The sequence below is a fragment of the Pseudomonas sp. GW821-FHT02B10 genome (assembly GCF_059421865.1).
The window spans coordinates 127,279-144,473 of the sequence record NZ_JBWKVU010000013.1 but is presented as its reverse complement, the minus strand read 5'-3'; the positions used below and the strand labels follow the sequence as shown (position 1 = coordinate 144,473).

General features: G+C 65.8%; 18 protein-coding genes and 1 pseudogene. 11 read left to right on the top strand and 8 right to left on the bottom strand.

Annotated elements, in window-relative coordinates; all coding sequences use genetic code 11:
• Positions 1–50 precede the first annotated feature (50 nt).
• The 4 genes from AC07VU_RS24605 (at position 51) to AC07VU_RS24590 (ending at position 1,911) form a co-directional block, all read left to right on the top strand.
• Positions 51–410, top strand: coding sequence for a hypothetical protein (locus AC07VU_RS24605; protein ID WP_495030648.1), 360 nt, complete (start codon positions 51–53; stop codon positions 408–410).
• Between the two features lie 168 nt (positions 411–578).
• Positions 579–1,184: an SCO family protein gene (locus AC07VU_RS24600; RefSeq protein ID WP_007924889.1), complete on the top strand. Its 606-nt coding sequence runs from the start codon at positions 579–581 to the stop codon at positions 1,182–1,184.
• Positions 1,184–1,675 carry a copper chaperone PCu(A)C gene (locus AC07VU_RS24595; RefSeq protein WP_495030647.1) on the top strand — a complete coding sequence of 164 codons (492 nt, stop codon included), beginning with the start codon at positions 1,184–1,186 and terminating at the stop codon, positions 1,673–1,675. The genes AC07VU_RS24600 and AC07VU_RS24595 overlap by 1 nt, the downstream gene beginning before the upstream one ends.
• A 41-nt stretch (positions 1,676–1,716) precedes the next feature.
• A complete protein-coding gene (locus AC07VU_RS24590) occupies positions 1,717–1,911 on the top strand; it encodes a DUF1289 domain-containing protein (RefSeq protein ID WP_007924891.1) in 195 nt (64 codons plus the stop codon).
• A 32-nt stretch (positions 1,912–1,943) separates the two neighbouring features.
• On the opposite strand, the gene dsdC is transcribed toward AC07VU_RS24590, so the two are convergent.
• The 4 genes from dsdC to AC07VU_RS24570 form a co-directional block, all read right to left on the bottom strand.
• Complete coding sequence (dsdC, locus tag AC07VU_RS24585; protein WP_495030646.1) at positions 1,944–2,891, bottom strand: DNA-binding transcriptional regulator DsdC; 948 nt, start codon at positions 2,889–2,891, stop codon at positions 1,944–1,946.
• Positions 2,892–2,915: 24 nt separating this feature from the next.
• The gene (gene dsdA / locus AC07VU_RS24580; RefSeq protein WP_495030645.1) at positions 2,916–4,268 is read right to left on the bottom strand and encodes a D-serine ammonia-lyase; all 1,353 of its coding nucleotides are present in this window, start codon (positions 4,266–4,268) and stop codon (positions 2,916–2,918) included.
• Between the two features lie 24 nt (positions 4,269–4,292).
• Positions 4,293–5,633 carry a GntT/GntP/DsdX family permease gene (locus AC07VU_RS24575; protein ID WP_495030644.1) on the bottom strand — a complete coding sequence of 447 codons (1,341 nt, stop codon included), beginning with the start codon at positions 5,631–5,633 and terminating at the stop codon, positions 4,293–4,295.
• 215 nt (positions 5,634–5,848) lie between these two features.
• Positions 5,849–6,253: a RidA family protein gene (locus AC07VU_RS24570; protein WP_495030643.1), complete on the bottom strand. Its 405-nt coding sequence runs from the start codon at positions 6,251–6,253 to the stop codon at positions 5,849–5,851.
• 146 nt (positions 6,254–6,399) lie between these two features.
• Here AC07VU_RS24570 and AC07VU_RS24565 point away from each other — a divergent pair, with 146 nt between their 5' ends.
• Complete coding sequence (locus tag AC07VU_RS24565; protein WP_124350501.1) at positions 6,400–7,326, top strand: LysR family transcriptional regulator; 927 nt, start codon at positions 6,400–6,402, stop codon at positions 7,324–7,326.
• A 287-nt stretch (positions 7,327–7,613) separates the two neighbouring features.
• Entirely contained in the window at positions 7,614–9,035 is a 1,422-nt protein-coding gene (locus AC07VU_RS24560; RefSeq protein WP_495030642.1) for a phophatidylserine decarboxylase associated domain-containing protein, read from the top strand.
• Positions 9,036–9,086: 51 nt separating this feature from the next.
• Here the strand turns inward: AC07VU_RS24560 and yghX are convergent, their stop codons facing one another.
• A complete protein-coding gene (yghX, locus tag AC07VU_RS24555) occupies positions 9,087–9,986 on the bottom strand; it encodes a YghX family hydrolase (protein ID WP_495030641.1) in 900 nt (299 codons plus the stop codon).
• A gap of 180 nt (positions 9,987–10,166) precedes the next feature.
• Here yghX and AC07VU_RS24550 point away from each other — a divergent pair, with 180 nt between their 5' ends.
• The 3 genes from AC07VU_RS24550 (at position 10,167) to AC07VU_RS24540 (ending at position 13,304) form a co-directional block, all read left to right on the top strand.
• On the top strand, positions 10,167–10,955 hold the full coding sequence (locus AC07VU_RS24550) for a DeoR/GlpR family DNA-binding transcription regulator (RefSeq protein WP_495030640.1): 789 nt from the start codon (positions 10,167–10,169) through the stop codon (positions 10,953–10,955).
• A gap of 64 nt (positions 10,956–11,019) precedes the next feature.
• Positions 11,020–11,886, top strand: coding sequence for a helix-turn-helix domain-containing protein (locus tag AC07VU_RS24545; RefSeq protein WP_495030639.1), 867 nt, complete (start codon positions 11,020–11,022; stop codon positions 11,884–11,886).
• Between the two features lie 158 nt (positions 11,887–12,044).
• Positions 12,045–13,304 (top strand): DUF1479 domain-containing protein, encoded by a 1,260-nt coding sequence (locus AC07VU_RS24540; RefSeq protein ID WP_495030669.1) that lies wholly within the window; start codon positions 12,045–12,047, stop codon positions 13,302–13,304.
• Between the two features lie 70 nt (positions 13,305–13,374).
• On the opposite strand, the gene AC07VU_RS24535 is transcribed toward AC07VU_RS24540, so the two are convergent.
• Together AC07VU_RS24535 and AC07VU_RS24530 are read right to left on the bottom strand one after the other, a co-directional pair.
• Complete coding sequence (locus tag AC07VU_RS24535) at positions 13,375–14,316, bottom strand: class I SAM-dependent methyltransferase (protein ID WP_495030638.1); 942 nt, start codon at positions 14,314–14,316, stop codon at positions 13,375–13,377.
• A gap of 122 nt (positions 14,317–14,438) precedes the next feature.
• Positions 14,439–14,627, bottom strand: coding sequence for a hypothetical protein (locus AC07VU_RS24530; protein ID WP_495030637.1), 189 nt, complete (start codon positions 14,625–14,627; stop codon positions 14,439–14,441).
• Positions 14,628–14,689: 62 nt separating this feature from the next.
• Between AC07VU_RS24530 and AC07VU_RS24525 the strand changes: the two are divergent.
• Positions 14,690–16,165, top strand: a pseudogene (locus AC07VU_RS24525) (MFS transporter); the annotation flags it as partial.
• A gap of 69 nt (positions 16,166–16,234) precedes the next feature.
• Here AC07VU_RS24525 and AC07VU_RS24520 read toward each other — a convergent pair.
• A complete protein-coding gene (locus AC07VU_RS24520; RefSeq protein ID WP_274306387.1) occupies positions 16,235–16,621 on the bottom strand; it encodes a VOC family protein in 387 nt (128 codons plus the stop codon).
• A 124-nt stretch (positions 16,622–16,745) separates the two neighbouring features.
• Here AC07VU_RS24520 and AC07VU_RS24515 point away from each other — a divergent pair, with 124 nt between their 5' ends.
• Complete coding sequence (locus AC07VU_RS24515) at positions 16,746–17,126, top strand: RidA family protein (RefSeq protein WP_053260587.1); 381 nt, start codon at positions 16,746–16,748, stop codon at positions 17,124–17,126.
• Positions 17,127–17,195 lie beyond the last annotated feature (69 nt).

Here is a 17,195-nt window from a genome sequence, read left to right as displayed (position 1 = left end):
GCAAGACTGCACGGCTCCGGCGCTTAATACCGGGCAGCCAAGGAGCCACCATGCCATTAAACAAACACGAGCAGGCGCGTCTCGAACGCCGCCTGGTCGCCAGCCTCACCGACGCCTGCGAAACCGCCAAGGCAGAAATCGTTGGGTTCTCCTGGCTGACCCATGTGGCCGATTACGCGGCCTTTAGCGCCAGCCTGAGAGTGGTATGGGTATTCGACACCCAGGCCAGCAAGGCCCTGGCCCTGGCCTGCGGGCAGGGCGAGCGCATGCTCGAACTGACAGCCATGGCCCTGCATGACGCCGGCGTGGAGTTGCAGGCGCTGGCGGCCCATGTGCGGTACGACAGCGAAGAACAATGCCAGCGCATCAACGGCGGCAACTGGCAACAACGTCTGGCGCGGCTCGGCTGAGAATCGCTGGCAAGCGCGGCTAAACGCCGCACCCGACCAAGGTCGCACACAACCTGTCATCCATTTGGCAGGAAGCGGGGTGCCTCGTTTTGCTACCATGCGTGGCTTTTACGGATGAGTCGCCTGGCGACTCGTCTGGACTTTCGGCTCCTCAAAGGGCGGTAACGAATGAGTGTTTTGTTGAGTCGCCGCGAGGTGATTGCAGGTATGGGGGTGTTGGGTCTCGGTCTTCTGGCCGGCTGCGATACCCGGGGCCAGCTGTCGTACAAATATGGCAAGGATCTGAGCGACAAGATCATGGGCCGTACCTTCAAGCTGAAGGACACCGAGGGCAACGTCAGGACGCTCTCCAGCTATAGCGGCCTGATGCCGATGGTGTTCTTCGGTTTCACCCAGTGCCCGGCGATCTGCCCCACGACGCTGGCGCGCGCGGCCCAGGCCAAGAAACTGATGGGCCGCGACGGCGACCGCCTGCAAGTGATCTTCATCACCCTGGACCCCGAGCGGGATACCCCGGAGGTCCTCGACGCCTACGTCAAGGCCTTCGACCCGTCGTTCGTCGCGCTGTACGGCACGCTGGAGCAGACCGCGGCCACGGCCAAGGAATTCGACGTGTTCTACGAGAAGATCCCCAGCGGTTCGACCTACACCCTGTCCCACACCGCCACCAGTTTTGTCTACGACTCCCGGGGCACGTTGCGCCTTGGCTTATCCCAATCGCTTACCGCGCAAGAGTGCGCGGAAGATCTACTGACCGTCATGGAGGTCTGCTGATGTACCCGGCCCTGAATAAAACCGCTATCGCCCAACGCGCCAAACGCATCCTGATCGGCCTGTCCCTGCTGGGCCTGGCGGGCCAGGCCGCGGCCCAGACCCAGGTCGACGACGCCTGGGTACGCGCCACCGTCGCCGGGCAACAGGCGACCGGGGCCTTCATGACCCTGACCGCCAGCGACGACAGCAAGCTGCTCAGCGTCGAGTCGCCAGTGGCCAAGATCGTGCAGATTCACCAGTCGAGCATGCACAACGATGTGATGAGCATGCGCCCGGCGGACTTCGTCGCGTTGCCGGCCGGCAAGGCCGTCGCCCTGGACCCCCACGGTTATCACGTGATGCTGATCGACCTGGTCGCCCAGGTGAAGGAAGGCGACAAGGTGCCGCTGACCCTGGTGGTGGAAAATACCAAGGGCGAGAAAGAGTCGATCAAGGTCGAGGCCCAGGCCCGCGCCCTGAATATGCCCGACCACAGCAAGATGCAGCATTGATGGTTGGCGGCACCTGCGACGACCGGCAGCCAGGCTGAAGCATGGCCAAGGAAATCGACAACCCCTGCATCGCCGTTTGCCAGTTGAGCGGCGACCTGTGCCTGAGTTGCGGGCGCAGCAAGGACGACATCCGCCAATGGAAGCGCATGAAGCGCCCGGAAAAGATGGCGGCGGTGCAGCGGGCGAGCCAGCGCTTGAAGGCGCTGCGCAAGAAGGGCGGCGGCGCCAGCCGCTGACCTCCCCCCCAGCCGGCCTCCAGCGCCGGCCTTCAGGTTCCCGGCGTCTGCGCCGCACACTCGCGTAACCAGGCGATACAGGCCGAGACCCGTCGCGGCAGGGCCTCCAGGGCCGGGTGGACGATGTAGTAATCGTATTCGCCGCTGCGGGTAAAACCCGTGAACGGCAGCACCAGCCGGCCTTGCCCGATCGCCTCGCTGACCAGATGCTCGCGCCCGATCGCCACGCCGGCATGGTGGATGGCGGCGGTGACGCAAAGGTCCGAGCGATCGAAAGTCACCCCGCGCTTCGGCATGGCCACGCCACTGCCGTGCTGGCGAATCCACAGCGCCCATTCGGAATCGAAGGTGGCATGGTCCCAGGCCAGCGAGTCATGCAGCAGGGTGCACTGTTGCAGTTGCTCGACTGCGCCGGTCAATCCATGGCGTTCGGCGTATTGCGGGCTGCACACCGGCGCGATCCGTTCCTGCATCAGCTTGTGCGCCGCCAGCCCATGGAACTCGCCATTGCCGTAGTACAGCGCCAGGTCGATCTGCCGGGTGCGGAAGTCGATGCGGTCGTTGCCCACCCGCAGGTCGAGCCTGACCCCGGGAAAGCGCTGGCCGAACTCGGCCAGGCGCGGCACCAGCCAGGCATGGGCGATGGACGGGTGGGCGTACAGGGTCAGCGGCCCGGCCAGATCGGCGTCGACCGGCTGGGCCAGGACTTCGGACAGCTCGCCCAGGGTCTGCTGGAGGATCGCGAAAATCCGTTCGCCGGCCTCGGTCAGCTCGACCCGCCGGGTCAGCCGGCGGAACAGCTGGATCGACAGCTCCGCCTCCAGCCGGGCGATGCGATGGCTGACCGCGCTGGCGGTCAGGCACAACTCATCGGCGGCCTTGCTGAAACTCAGGTGGCGGGCCGCGGCCTGGAAGGTGAACAGGTTCGAGAACTGACTGCTGTTGAGCTTGGCATCCAGTCGGGGCGGTAGGTTGTACAAGCCGGCGCTTCTCCTGTCGGTCGGTTATGAGCCTTTCAGCACCCGGGCGCCTTGCGCCAGGTAGGCCTGCATCTCGGTGTCCGGGACCATGCTGCCGCCCGTGGCCCAGACCAGGTGGGTGGCCCGGGCGTAAGCCGCGGCGCTCAGGCCGCTGCGCTGCAGGTACTGGTCACGCTGTGCCTGCACCCGGGCGATGCCTGGGACACCAGCCACCGCCGAAGGCTCCAGGTGCAGCTGTTGGTGCTTGGCCATCAGCCAGACCAGGGCATGCAGTTCGTCATCGCTGACGGTGTAGTAACCCTCGATCAGCCGCTGCATGGCGCGGCCGACGAAACCCGAGGCACGGCCGACGGCCAGGCCGTCGGCGGCGGTGAGGTTGTCGATGCCGAAGTCCTGCACCGACACCTCGTCATGCAGTCCGGTGTGCACCCCAAGCAGCATGCACGGCGAATGGGTGGGCTCGGCAAATATACAGTGAACGGCGTCGCCGAACGCCAGCTTCAAGCCGAACGCCACGCCGCCGGGGCCGCCGCCGACGCCGCAGGGCAGGTAGACGAACAGCGGGTGCTCGGCATCGACCCGGACCCCGGCCTGTTGCAGTTGTCGGCTCAGGCGCTCGGCGGCTACGGCGTAGCCGAGGAACAGGTCGGTGGAGTTTTCGTCATCGACGAAGTGGCAGGCCGGATCGGCGCTGGCCTGCTGGCGCCCCTGGGCCACGGCGATGCTGTAGTCGCTTTCGTACTCCATGACGTTCACGCCATGGGCGCGCAGCTTGTCCTTCTTCCATTGGCGGGCGTCGGCGGACATGTGCACCGTGACCTGGAAGCCCAGCCGGGCGCCCATCAGGCCGATGGACAGGCCCAGGTTGCCGGTGGAGCCGACGGCGATCCGGTAGTGGCTGAAGAACGCCCGGGCCTGGGGCGAGTCGAGCACGCTGTAGTCCTGGTCCGGGCGCAGCAGGCCGGCCTCCAGGGCCAGGCGTTCGGCGTGCTTGAGCACCTCGTAGATACCGCCGCGGGCCTTGATCGACCCCGAGATCGGCAGGTGGCTGTCCTGCTTGATCCACAGCGCGCCGGGCAGGGCTTGCCCGTAGCGGCTGGCCAGCACCGCCTGCAAGGCCGGCAGCGGCTGGATCGGCGATTCGAGAATGCCGTTGTTGGCCAAGGTCTCGGGAAAAGCCACGCGAAAATACGCGGCGAAACGCTCAAGGCGGGCGCTGGCGTCGGCCACGTCGGCGGCGCTCAGCGCAAGATCGCTGAGGCCATCGGCCAGGGGCGCTCGAATGGGGGTGAACCAGGTGGTTTCGCGCAACGCCATCAGCTCTTCGAGCAGCGGGAAGCGACGGGTCCAGGTAGCGAGTGGCTGGCCTGCGATCATGGGGAAGTCTCCTGTGGCAAAGGTTTAAACGAAATCAGAGAGGGCCAGGGTCAGCAGCAGGGCGACCACCGAGGCCAGGACCGTGGCGCTGGTGAAGGTCTTGAGGGCATCGGCCAGCGACACCCCGAGGTATTCCTTGACCACCCAGAAGGCCGAGTCGGTGACGTGGGTCCAGCCGATGGCCCCGGCGCCGATGGCGACCACGATGATCTCCTTGCTGTAGCCGGAGTCGACGCCCAGGGTCGGCAGCACGATGGCGGCGGCGCTCATCATGGCCACGGTCGCCGAGCCCACCGCGAAGTGCATCAGGCCCGCCACCAGCCAAGCCAGGACTACGGGGTTGATGTCCAGCCGGGTCAGGGAATCGGCCAGCACCTTGCCCACGCCACTATCGATAAGGATGCCGTTGAAGGCACCACCGGCACCGATGATCAGCAGGATGCTGGCTAGCGGCGGCAGGCTTTTCTGGGTGTGCCCCAGCAGGTCCTGCATGCCCAGGCCACGGCGCAGGCCCAGGGACCAGTAGGCGAAGACCACGGCGATCAGCAGCGCCACCAGCGGGTTGCCGAAGAACGACAGCAGCCCGGACAGCGTCGAGCCGGCGGGCAGGGCGCTGGCGAAGGTCTTGCCGATCATCAGCAGCAGCGGCAGCAAGATGGTCAGCAACGTCAGCCAGAAGCCCGGCAGCACTCGTTCGCCACGGGCCTCGCAACGCTCCTCGAGGAAGGCCGCCTGCCAAGGTTCGGCCCGGCTGCGCGCCACCAGGCGGATCCACAGCGGCCCGGCGACGATGGCGGTGGGCAGGCCGACGAGCAGGCCGTAGAGGATCACCTTGCCGACGTCGGCCCCCAGCAAGTGGGTGATGGCCATGGCCGCGGGGTGCGGCGGCAGCATGCAGTGCACGCACATCAGCGACACCGCCAGCGGCACGCCGAGGTGCAACAGGTTGAGGCGGGTGGCCTTGGCCACCACGTACACCAGCGGAATCAGCAGGATGTAGCCGACCTCGAAGAACACCGGGATGCCGGCGATGAACCCCACCAGCATCATCACCCAGGAGGCGCGCCGCTCGCCCAGGGTGTCGAGCAAGGTCCGGGCGATGCGTTCGGCACCTCCGGACTCTTCGAGCATCTTGCCGAGGATACTGCCCAGCCCGATGATCGCGGCGAGAAACCCCAGGGTATCGCCCAGGCCCTTCTGGAACGATTCGAGCATGGCATTCAAGGGCATCCCCGAGCCCATCCCGACCAGGCCGCAGGCGGCGATCAGCGCCAGAAAGGCATGCACTCTGAACCTGACAATCAGCACCACGATCATCACGATCGCGGCTAACAACACCCACAGCAACGCGCCATTGCTTTGCATCGGCCAACCCTCTTATTGATTTTGTGACGGGGTCCGTCAAAGGACTTCGCGGGACGAGAGTTAACGCTCGGCCGCGCGGGGCTGACAAAAGATCATTGCTCAGCAGATGGGTGATGCTGGGTCAGGCGTGGGAATGGGCTTGGGAATGGGAGCCGCGAGGCCGGTCCGGCCGTGGAATCCCGGGCCACGGGCGTGACCCGGTCGAGGGGTGTGAGTCAGCCGGCGGTGCTTTCCGGCAGTCTGGCGATGACCTTGATCTCGAAGTCGAAGCCATAGAGCCAGGTCACGCCCACGGCGGTCAGCGTCGGGTGCGGCGCCTGGCCCCAGAATTCCGGCACCACCTTCCAGATGGTTTCGAAGCGGGTTTCGGGATTGACGATAAACACGGTGACATCGATCACATCCTCGAAGGAGCTGCCGGCGGCCGCCAGGATGGCGTTGAGGTTGTTGAAGGCGAGGCGGACCTGGGCCTCGAGGTCCGCCTCGGGCGAGCCGTCGGCGGTGCTGCCGACCTGCCCCGAGACAAACAGAAAACCATTGGAACGGATCGCCGGCGAGTAGCGGTTGCGCTGGTAAAGCGCCTGGCGTCCGGGCGGAAAAACCACGTCGCGTTGAGTCATGTGTTGCCTCCATCGATAAGGGCCGAAGCCGACCTGGAATGAACGATGAAGCTGACTCTAGGCACTTGCGCCGGGCCGATAAACCAGCAACCGTAGCCATCACTGTTTGTGGAATCCAAACAATCCAATGGTTAGCCGGGGTGGAAATGGACCGATTTGATGCGATGCAGGCCTTTGCCCGGGTGGTGGAGGCGGGCAGCTTCACCAAGGCCGCCGACACGCTGCACATGAGCAAGACCAGCGTGACGCAACTGGTGCAGCAGCTGGAGGCACGCCTGCGGGTCAAGTTGCTCAACCGCACCACGCGCCGGGTCCACCTGACCGCTGACGGCGCGGTGTATTACGAGCGTGTGGTGCGTCTGCTGGCCGACCTCGACGATGCCGAGACCAGCCTGTCCAGTGCCTCGGCGCTGCCCAGGGGACGCCTGCGGGTGGATGTGCCCAGCCCGTTGGCGAGCATGATCCTGGTGCCGGCGCTGCCCGGGTTTCACGCCCGCTACCCGGACATCCAGATCGACCTGGGCGTCAGCGACCGCATCGTCGATGTGCTTGGCGAGAACGTGGATTGCGTGGTGCGCGGCGGCGAGTTGACGGACCAGTCGCTGATGGCGCGGCGGGTCGGCGACCTCCAGCTGGGCGTGTATGCGGCGCCCGGCTACCTGGAGCGCCTCGGCACGCCCGCGCATCCGCGCGAGCTGGAGGATTCGTTGCATCGCATCGTCGGTTTTCTCTGGGCGCGCACCGGCAAGGCCTTGCCCTATGCCATGCACGGCCACGGCGAGAGCCTGCAGATCAAGGGCCGCTACGTGCTGGCGGTCGACGATGGCAATGCCTACCTCGCCGCCGGCCTGGCGGGCCTGGGCGTGCTCTGGCTGCCGGACTACATGGCCCGGGCGCATCAGGAACGGGGCGAGCTGGTGCGTCTGTTCGAGGACTGGCGGCTCGAGCCGATGCCGATCTACGTGGCGTTCCCGCCCAATCGGCATATCAGCATCAAGCTGCGGGTGTTTATCGACTGGGTCGCCGAGCTGATGGCCGAACATGCGCCCATCGCCAGCCGAGCAGGGGCGTGAAGCGACCGGTTACATGAATTTTCTGGGCGCCCCCCAGAAACCCGCCAGAGCAGCTTTACTTGTCCAGGCAAGTCGCGCCTGTAGATGGCCGTTCGGCCGCCGCATTCTGCCCGGGACCGGCATTGCGAGAAGGACACGGAGTGTCGTTCAACCCCGTACCAGACCCTTGTCGCCCCCCTGACATGAACGCCTGTTGGAGCAGTCGTTTGCTGGCCAGTACCTCATCGCGGTCTGGTCGCGCCCGTGCCATCGCAGCCCGGGCGCCGCCTCTTTAAAGGAGTAAAGACATGACTCAGTACGACAAACAGCTCAACAACCCCAAACAGCCGTCGCGCCAGGCACGCCTGGAAAGCACCGGCGCCGAACGCCTGACGCTGGCCAACGCCGGGCCGATCCAGATGGGCTTCTGGGTGCCCAACCGGGTATGGGCCACGGCCAAATTCCTGGTGCCGCTGCGCAACCTGATCGCCGAGAAGAAAAAGGCCGGCACCCTGACCCCGATGCGCACGGAAATCATCGAGTTCAAGACCTGGGTCACCCACAACAGCGTGTACCGCATGTGGGTCAACTCGATGATCGAACAGTCGAACGCCTACGTGGCGACCCTGGACGAGGCGACCAAGGAGCAGATCAAGGACACGGACGGCGATGCACTGTGGATCGCCGGCTACGACAGCTTCTTCGAGATTCTCAACGAGATCATCAGCACCTCCTCGTCGTTCAACACCACGGCCCAGGTCGGCACGCCGATGAACGCCTTCCTGGCGGTGTCGATGGGCACCGAGGCGGGTGTCGCGCTGTTCCATGACACGACCTTCAACCAGCAGTTCAAGAAGGTCCTCAATGCCTGGAACGCCTTCCTCAAGAGCAGCGCTTCCCTCGACAAGCTGGACATCAACGACCCGGAAAAAGAGGGCTCGTGGATCTCCGCGGCGGCCCATGAGGCCGGGGTCTGGACGCAGATGGAGCATGACCCGAACCTGCCCGGCTACGGCTTCGATTCCTGGAACGCGTTTTTCATCCGCAGGTTCGTGCCCGGCGCGCGGCCGTTCCAGGGCAATCCGCTGACCCAGGTCGATATCGGCTGTGAGACCACGCCCTGGCAGTACGAAAGCGATGTGGCGTTCGAGACCGAGTTCTGGATCAAGGACGTCAATTACTCGCTGCTCGATCTGTTCGGCGGCCAGGAACAGTGGGCCGCGCCGTTCCAGGGCGGGCAGGCTTACCAGGGCTTCCTGTCGGCGACCCACTATCACCGCTGGAACGCCCCGCTCGATGGCAAGCTGGTGCGCTCCTGGGTGCAGCCGGGCACCTATTTCGCCCAGCGTCCGGCCCAGGGCGAAGACGAGGGCACCTGGGAGGGCACCGAGTCGCAGCCGTACCTGGGGCATGTCGCCGCCCGGGCGATCTTTGTCTTCGAGCACCCGACCTGCGGTTATGTCGCGCTGATCTGCATCGGCATGGTCGAGGTCTCGACCTGCGTGATCGAGCCTCCGTTCATCGTCGACCAAGGCGCGGCACCGGTGAACATCACCCGTGGCACCGAGATCGGGCATTTCGAGTTCGGCGGTTCGACCCACATGATGATCTTCCAGAAGGGCCGGGTGCAGTTGGAGGACTGGGCGGTGAACGCGGTCGCGCACCAGAACGACCCGCAACCGACGCCCATGGGCACGGTGATCGCCACGGCGTTGCTGAACAAGGGCTGAGCCGCTGAGCACAAGCGACGGCGCGCTCGTGCCGTCGCCTGCAAACCGCTGTCAGCCGCTGGCCTGGACCAGGTACTTGTGGAACCACGCCAGCGTCCGGTCCCAGGCCAGGGTGGCCGCCGCCTCGTCGTAGCGCGGGGTCGAGTCGTTGTGAAAACCGTGGTTCACCCCGGGGTAGATGTAGGCCTCGTAGGTCTTGCCCGCGGCTTTCAGTGCCTGCTCGTAGGCCGGCCAGCCTTCGTTGATGCGGGTGTCCAGTTCGGCGTAGTGCAGCAGCAGTGGCGCCTGGATCCGCTCGACTTCCGCGCTGTCCGGCTGGCGCCCGTAGAAGGGCACCGCCGCCGCCAGTTCCGGGTAGGCCACGGCCGCGGCATTGGCTACGCCACCGCCATAACAGAAGCCGGTGATACCGACCTTGCCGGTGCTGGCGTCGTGCTCGAGCAGCCATTGGACGGCGGCGAAAAAGTCGTTCATCAGCTTTTCCGGATTGATCTTCAGTTGCAGTTCGCGACCCTTGTCGTCGTTGCCGGGGTAACCGCCGAGGGAGGTCAGGCCGTCGGGGGCCAGGGCGATGAAACCGGCCTTGGCCAGGCGCCGCGCGACGTCCTCGATGTACGGGTTGAGCCCGCGATTTTCATGGGCCACCACCACCGCCGGCAACTTGCCTTCGGCTTTCGCCGGGCGCACCAGATAACCCCGGACCTGTTCGTGGCCCTTGGGCGAGGGGTAGGTGATGTATTCGGCGACGATCGCCGGGTCGGTGAACGACACCTGTTCGGCCAGGGCGTAGTTCGGCGTCAGGGCGGCGAGGGTGGAGCTGGCGGTCAGCCCGACCAGGGTGAAGGCCGCCGCCCGGTCGAGGAACTCGCGGCGGCTGATCTTGCCGTGGGCGTAGTAGTCGTAGAGCTCGAGCAGCTCGGGGGCGAAGTCTTTGGCACTGAGACGTTGCATCGCGCGTTATCTCCTCACTCATGGGCGTCCGGGTGCCACATGACTTGTGGGCGGGACGAATTCGCCCCGGTTGCCTCAGTAAAGCAAGCCTGGGCCCGGGCGGCCAATGCGCAGGGCTGGCGTTGTGTTTGGGCAAAGCCTTGGCTAATCTCGCATAAACACGCAAAAACAGGCATAACCATGCAAAGCCAGCATTCCACCGCCGAACTGCCCCATGTGCGCCGGCAGAAGATCCTGTTGCTGCTCGAACGCGACGGCAAGGTCATGGCGTCCGAGCTGGGCCAGCATTTCGCGGTCTCCGAGGACACCATCCGCCGCGACCTGGCGGAACTGGCCGATGCCGGGCTGCTGCAGCGGGTGCACGGCGGCGCGCTGCCACGGCCCAAGGACACCGGCAAGGATGTGTTCACCCGCCTGGGCGAAAGCAGCGAGGTCAAGCGCCACCTGGCCAGGCTCGGCGCGCAGCGGGTGCAGGAAGGGCAGATCGTGATGTTCGACTCGGGCTCGACCACGCTGCTGATTGCCCAGTCGCTACCTGCCGATATCGGCATCACCGCGGTCACCGCTTCGCCGCTGATCGCCGTCGCCCTGGCCGAATACCCGCGCAGCCAGGTGATTCTCGCCGGCGGCCGGCTCAACCCGGCGACCCTGTCCTCCGGTGGCCATGAGGCGGTACGCCTGATCCAAGGCATCCGCGCCGACCTGCTGTTCACCGGGGTGTGCGCGATTCACCCGGAGGTCGGCATCACCTCGCTGCACTTCGATGAGGTACCGGTGAAGCAGGCCTTGCTCGACAGCGCGTCCCAGGTCATCGCGGTGACCACCGCCGACAAGCTCGGCGCGGTGGAACCCTTCGCCGTGGCGCCGTGCAATCGCCTGCATACGCTGATCACCGAGCAGCACCTGGCCTCGGGCAGCATCGAGGACTACCGGCGCCTGGGCATCGAAGTGGTGCAGGCGCCGGTGTGACGGCGGCGCCGCTTCAGGGTACTTTCTCTGGCCATGAGCCTCGCCAACAGGACAGCGTGTCGCCATGAAACCGAGCTTCGAGCAGATCCCCACCACGGCCACTGCCTCCTGGTCGATGCTCGATCGGCGCCTGCCCGAGGAAATTCCCTTCGAATGGCATCACCACCCCGAATACGAACTGACCCTGACCCTCAACAGTCGCGGGCAGCGCTATATCAGCGGCGATGTGCGTGCCTATGACGATTGCGACCTGGTGCTGGTGGGGCCGAACGTGCCCCACAGCTGGAGTTCGCAGCAGCGGATCGACCCGCGCCTGCCCCATATCGCCCTGGTGATCTGGTTTTCCGAAGCCTGGGCGACTGCCCTGGTCGAGCTGTTTGCGGAAATGGCCGGCCTGCGCCCCCTGTTGGCCGCGGCCCGGGGGGGCGTGCAGTTCAGCGGCGAGGCGGCGCGGGAGTCGCGCCCGCTGATCGAGGCGATGGTCGCGCAGGACGAGCCGACGCGCCTGGTGTCGTTGCTGGCGTTGCTGACGCGCCTGAGTCGCGACCGTGGCGCCGAGATGATCCTGCCGGCCGCCGCCGGCCCGGCGGTGTTCGAGGACGGGCGTCTGCAGCGGGTGCTGGAGCATATTCACGCGCATTACTGCCAAGCGCTGAGCATCGCCGAGCTGGCGCGGATGGCCTGTGTCAGCGTCTCGGCGTTTCACCGGATGTTCCGCCGCCATACCCGGGCGACGCCCCTGGAGTACATCGCCCGCCTGCGCATCGGCCGTGCCTGCGCGCTGCTGGTGCAAGGGCCGCAGACCCCGGTGACCCAGGTTGCCGAGGCCGTGGGCTATGGCTCGCTGGCCCTGTTCAATCGCCAGTTCAAGGCCCGGCAGGGCATGACCCCTTCGGCTTTCCGCCAGCGCCACCGCGCGCATTTCCAGTGACAGTATCCTGCTGCCAGCGGCGCTGGAAACGCCACAATCGTATCGCTCGACGCGCCAAACCCCACTGCCTGCGGCCAGGGCCCTGGGGTTTCATGGCAATAGCGCGGCGCCCTGTTCGCGCAGCGCTTCTCTCGACCCGAACGACACAGGCCATGACCATGAATCCTTACGCTGCCTTCCACTGCCAGACCCTGCCCGACAACTACCGTGAGCACATAGTGCGGATGAAGCGCGCCCTGCGTGCGCGGATCGGCGACGTGCAGTCGCTGTTCGCCGAGGTCAGCGCCTTTATCGAGCAGGAGATCGCCTCGATCGATGCCCAGGGCGGCCAGGCCTGGCCGCAGCTGGACTATGCGCAGATCGCCGCGGGCCGGGTCAGCGCCGAACAGCGCGCGGCGATCCACCGGCGCGGTTGCGTGGTGGTGCGCGGGCATTTCGCCCGGGACAGGGTCAGCGCCTGGGACCAGGATCTGCTGGGCTATCTGGCGCGCAATGATTTCGAACGGGTTTACCGCGGCCCGGTCGACCGCTTCTTCGGCAACCTGGAGGCTTCGCGGCCGCAGATCTTGCCGATCTACTGGTCGCGGGCGCAGATGCAGTTGCGCCAGCACGAGCGCATGGCCCGGGTGCAGGTCTTTCTCAATCGGCTGTGGAAGAGCGAGTCCCAGGGCCGGCAATGGTTCGACCCGCAGGTGAATGCGCTGTACCCCGACCGGGTCCGGCGCGGGCCGCCGGGCACCTGTTCCAGGGGCCTGGGCCCGCACACCGATTCCGGCGCTCTGGAACGCTGGCTGCACCCGGCCTACCTGAAGGTCTTCGACAGCCTCTACCGCAATGACTTCGCGGCCTATGATCCCTGGGACGCGGCGCATCGCACCGAGGTCGACGAGTACGCTTACCGCGACACGGTGACGTGCTCGGTGTTCAGGACCTTCCAGGGCTGGACCGCGCTGTCGGACATGCGCGCCGACCAGGGCGTGCTGCACTGCGTGCCGATTCCCAAGGCCATGGCCTACCTGCTGTTGCGCCCGTTGCTCGACGACGTGCCGGAAGATGAATTGTGTGGCGTGGCGCCGGGCCAGGTGTTGCCGGTTTCCCGGCAATGGCACCCGCTGTTGATGCAGGCCTTGCGGCCGATCCCCGAGGTTCGCGCCGGTGACTCGGTGTGGTGGCATTGCGACCTGGTCCACAGCGTGGCCGCCGTGGAAAACCAGCAGGGCTGGGGCAATGTGATGTACGTGCCGGCGGCGCCCATGTGCGCGAAAAACCAGGCTTACGCCAAGGCGGTGTATGGCGCTTTCGAGCGGGGCGTATCGCCGCCGGACTTTCCCCGGGAAGACTATGAAAGCACCTGGCAGGGCCGGTTCGGCCCCGAGGAACTCAACGCCATCGGCCGGCGTGGGTTGGGGCTGGAGTGACCTCTAGGCTATCGGGGCTCAGGCCGAGGGCGGTGGTGTCTGCTGAGGGGCCGGGCGAGGGGCGCCGGGCTTATTCGACCCGGCGGAACACCAGCGCCTTCAAGCCACTCTCGATATCGCTGTCGGGAAACTCCGGCGGGTTGTCCAGGCGTTGCTCGAAGCGCAGGCCCGGGGCCTCGCGGGTGACGCCGTCGATCAGGAAGTCCGAGCCGACGGCCGGGTCGTTCATGCAGGCCAGCACGCAGCCGTCGGCCGTGAGCAATTCCGGCAGGCGCCGCAGCACCCGGGCGTAGTCCTTGGTCAGCAGGAAGCTGCCTTTCTGGAAGGAAGGCGGGTCGATGATCACCAGGTCGTAGGGCCCGCTACTTTTCACCTTGCTCCAGGACTTGAACAGGTCGTGGCCGAGAAAGCTCACCCGGCTCAGGTCGTGGCCGTTGAGCCGGTGGTTGTCGCGGCCACGGCTCAGGGCCGCGCGCGACATGTCGAGGTTGACCACATGGGTCGCGCCGCCTTCGATGGCCGCCACCGAGAAGCCGCAGGTGTAGGCGAACAGGTTCAGCACGCGCTTGCCCCGGGCATTGGCGCGCACCCAGTTGCGACCGTAGCGCATGTCGAGAAACAGGCCGTTGTTCTGCTTCTGGCCCAGGTCCACCCGATAGCGCAGGCCTTCCTCGACCAGGGTCCATTCATCGATAGGTTCGCCCACCAGCCAGTCCACCGGGCTTTGCAGCTGATAACGGTGTTGCAGCAGCAGGGTATGGGCGCCACAGGCCTGCCACTGCGGCGAGGTGCTGAGTGCCAGCAGCAACTGCTTGAGCGCCTCCAGCTGCTGCGGCTCCGGCTCCTTGAACAGCGCCACCAGCACCACGCCCTGCAGCCAGTCCACGGTCACTTGCTCCAGCCCCGGCCAGCAACGCCCGCGGCCATGGAACAGGCGCCGGGTTTCCGCCGGAGCGCAGGCCAGGGCTGTCAGCAGGTGATGGTGCAGGATGGAGAGGGCGTCGGAGTTCATCGCAGGGGCCAGCAGCGGAAAAGGGCGGGCATTTTAAACACAAATGCCGCGTGGGGAACGCGGCAAGTCAGTGGCCTGCACCCGTGCCGATGGCCGGGGGCTATGTCGAGCGGGGCTGCCGATCAGGTGTGGAACAGGGCGATGGCAAAGGAAACCACGATCATGCAGGCGACCGCAAAATTGATATTCATGACGTACTTGTCCGACGGTATTGAAGGTGGCGCCATTCTGAAGGCATCGCTGGAAAATGAAAAATCCGCTTTCATGATTTGAATGATCGACGGCAGTGATGGTTGACGGCGGCGTGGCATGAGGGCCGCCAGGCGGCGGGCGAGTGGATATCTGCACGAAGCTGATTATGCTTCAGGGAAACCTGGCATTCGCCGCGGGCTTTGCCGTGCGGCCGTTCGGCGCGATCGTGTTCGGCCGCCTGGGCGACATGATCGGGCGCAAGCACACCTTCCTCATCACCATCGTGATCATGGGTGTCTCCACCGCCGTGGTCGGCCTGCTGCCCAGCTATACGACCATCGGCGTGGCGGCGCCGATCATCCTGATCAGCCTGCGCCTGCTGCAAGGCCTGGCGCTGGGCGGCGAGTATGGCGGCGCGGCGACCTATGTGGCCGAGCACGCCCCCAAGGGCAAGCGCGGCTACTTTACGTCGTGGATCCAGACCACGGCGACCCTGGGCCTGTTCCTGTCGCTGCTGGTGATCCTCGCCTGCCGCACGATCCTCGGCACCGAAGCCTTCGAGGCCTGGGGCTGGAGGATTCCTTTCCTGCTGTCGATCCTGCTGCTGATCGTCTCGGTGTACATCCGCCTGCAACTGAGCGAGTCGCCGGTGTTCCAGAGGATGAAGGCCGAAGGCAAGTCATCCAAGGCGCCGCTGACCGAGTCCTTCGCCCGCTGGGACAACCTCAAGATCGTGATCATGGCGCTGCTCGGCGGCACCGCCGGCCAGGCGGTGGTCTGGTACACCGGGCAGTTCTACGCGCTGTTCTTCCTGCTGCAGACGCTCAAGATCGACCCGCAGACCGCCAACCTGCTGATCGCCGGCTCGCTGCTGATCGGCACGCCGTTCTTCATCCTGTTCGGCAGCCTGTCGGACCGCATCGGGCGCAAGGGCATCATCATGGCCGGCTGCGTCCTCGCGGCGCTGACCTACTTTCCGATCTTCAAGGCGCTGACTGAATACGGTAACCCCGAGGTGTTCAGCGCCCAGGAGCGCAACCCGGTCACGGTGGTCGCCGATCCCGCCCAGTGCTCGTTCCAGTTCGACCCGGTGGGCAAGGCCAAATTCACCAGTTCCTGCGACCTGGCCAAGAGCGTGCTGGCAAAGAAGGCCATTCCCTACGAGAACGAGAAGGCCATGCCGGGCGCGGTAGCGCAGGTGCGGATCGGCGACAAGGTGCTGCCGAGCTTCGAAGGCACCGGCCTGCCGGCCGCCGACTTCAAGGCGCAGAACGATGCCTTCGTCGCCACCCTGGGCAGCGCCCTCAAGGACGCCGGCTACCCCGAGAAGGCCGATCCGGCCAAGACCAACTATCCGGCGGTGCTGGCATTGCTGACCCTGCTGGTGATCTACGTGACCATGGTCTACGGCCCGATCGCCGCCTGGCTGGTGGAGCTGTTCCCGGCGCGCATCCGCTACACCTCGATGTCGCTGCCGTATCACATCGGTAACGGCTGGTTCGGCGGCTTCCTGCCGACGGTGGCGTTCGCCATGGTGGCGGCCACCGGGGACATCTACTACGGGCTCTGGTACCCGATCGTCATCGCGGTGATGACGGCGATCCTGGGCACCTTGTTCCTGCCGGAAACCAAGGATCGGGATATTCACCACGCTTGAAAGTCTTCGCCCGTCCTCTCCCGCAAGGGAGAGGACCCGTTTGTTTTCAGCTCGCCGCGCCGGGGCTGTTCAGTTCTGCTGCACGATCTGGATCAGGTTGCCGCACGTATCGTCGAAGACCGCGAGGGTCACCGGGCCGGCAACTGTCGGCGCTCGGGTGAACTGCACGCCCAAGGTGCTCAGCCGGGCATATTCGGCGTGTACATCCTCGACCCCGAAGAAAGTGAAGGGGATGCCATCGCGTTTCAGTGCCGAGGTGAATGGCTTGGCGGCCGGGTGAGCGTCGGGCTCCAGCAGCAATTCGACGCCGTCGGGATCGCCGGGGGAGGTCAGCGTCAGCCAGCGATGCTCGCCCATGGCGATGTCGTGCTTGAGCTGAAAACCCAGCACGTCCCGGTAGAAGGCCAGGGCCTTGGCCTGGTCGTCGACGACCACGCTGGTGATCACGATCTTCATGGGGTTCTTCCTCCGTATTTGATGTACCGGTGGCAGCAGGGCCGGGTTTTCCCGCCGATTCGCGCACGACCCGGCGCCGGGGCTGTAAACTGGCGCCCTTTATCCCCTCGAACAAGAGAGCCCCATGGCCAACCACGATATCGATTTCATTCCCGATCCCGACGCGGATTCCATCTCCTCCGACGTTGCCGGTTTCGCCGGCATCCTGGTCTCCACCCAGATCCCCACCCGCGCCGACGGCAGCCTGGAACTGGGCGACATCACTGCGCAGAGCGAGTGCACCCTGCAGGCGCTCAAGGTGGCCCTGGAAAAGGCCGGCAGTTCCATGGACCGGGTCCTGCACCTGACCATCTACCTCACCGACATGGCCGAGCGCGCCGCGTTCAATGCGGTCTACCAGCGCTTCTTCGCCAAGCCCTGGCCGGTGCGCGCCGCCGTTGGCGTGGCGTCCCTGGCGGTCGAAGGCATGCGCGTGGAAGTCACCGCGATGGCGGCCAAGGGCTGAGTTTGCGGCGTTATCCGGTGGTGCCGCTCGGCGAGTGGGCGCCACCGGGCAGTACACGGGTGCCGGTCA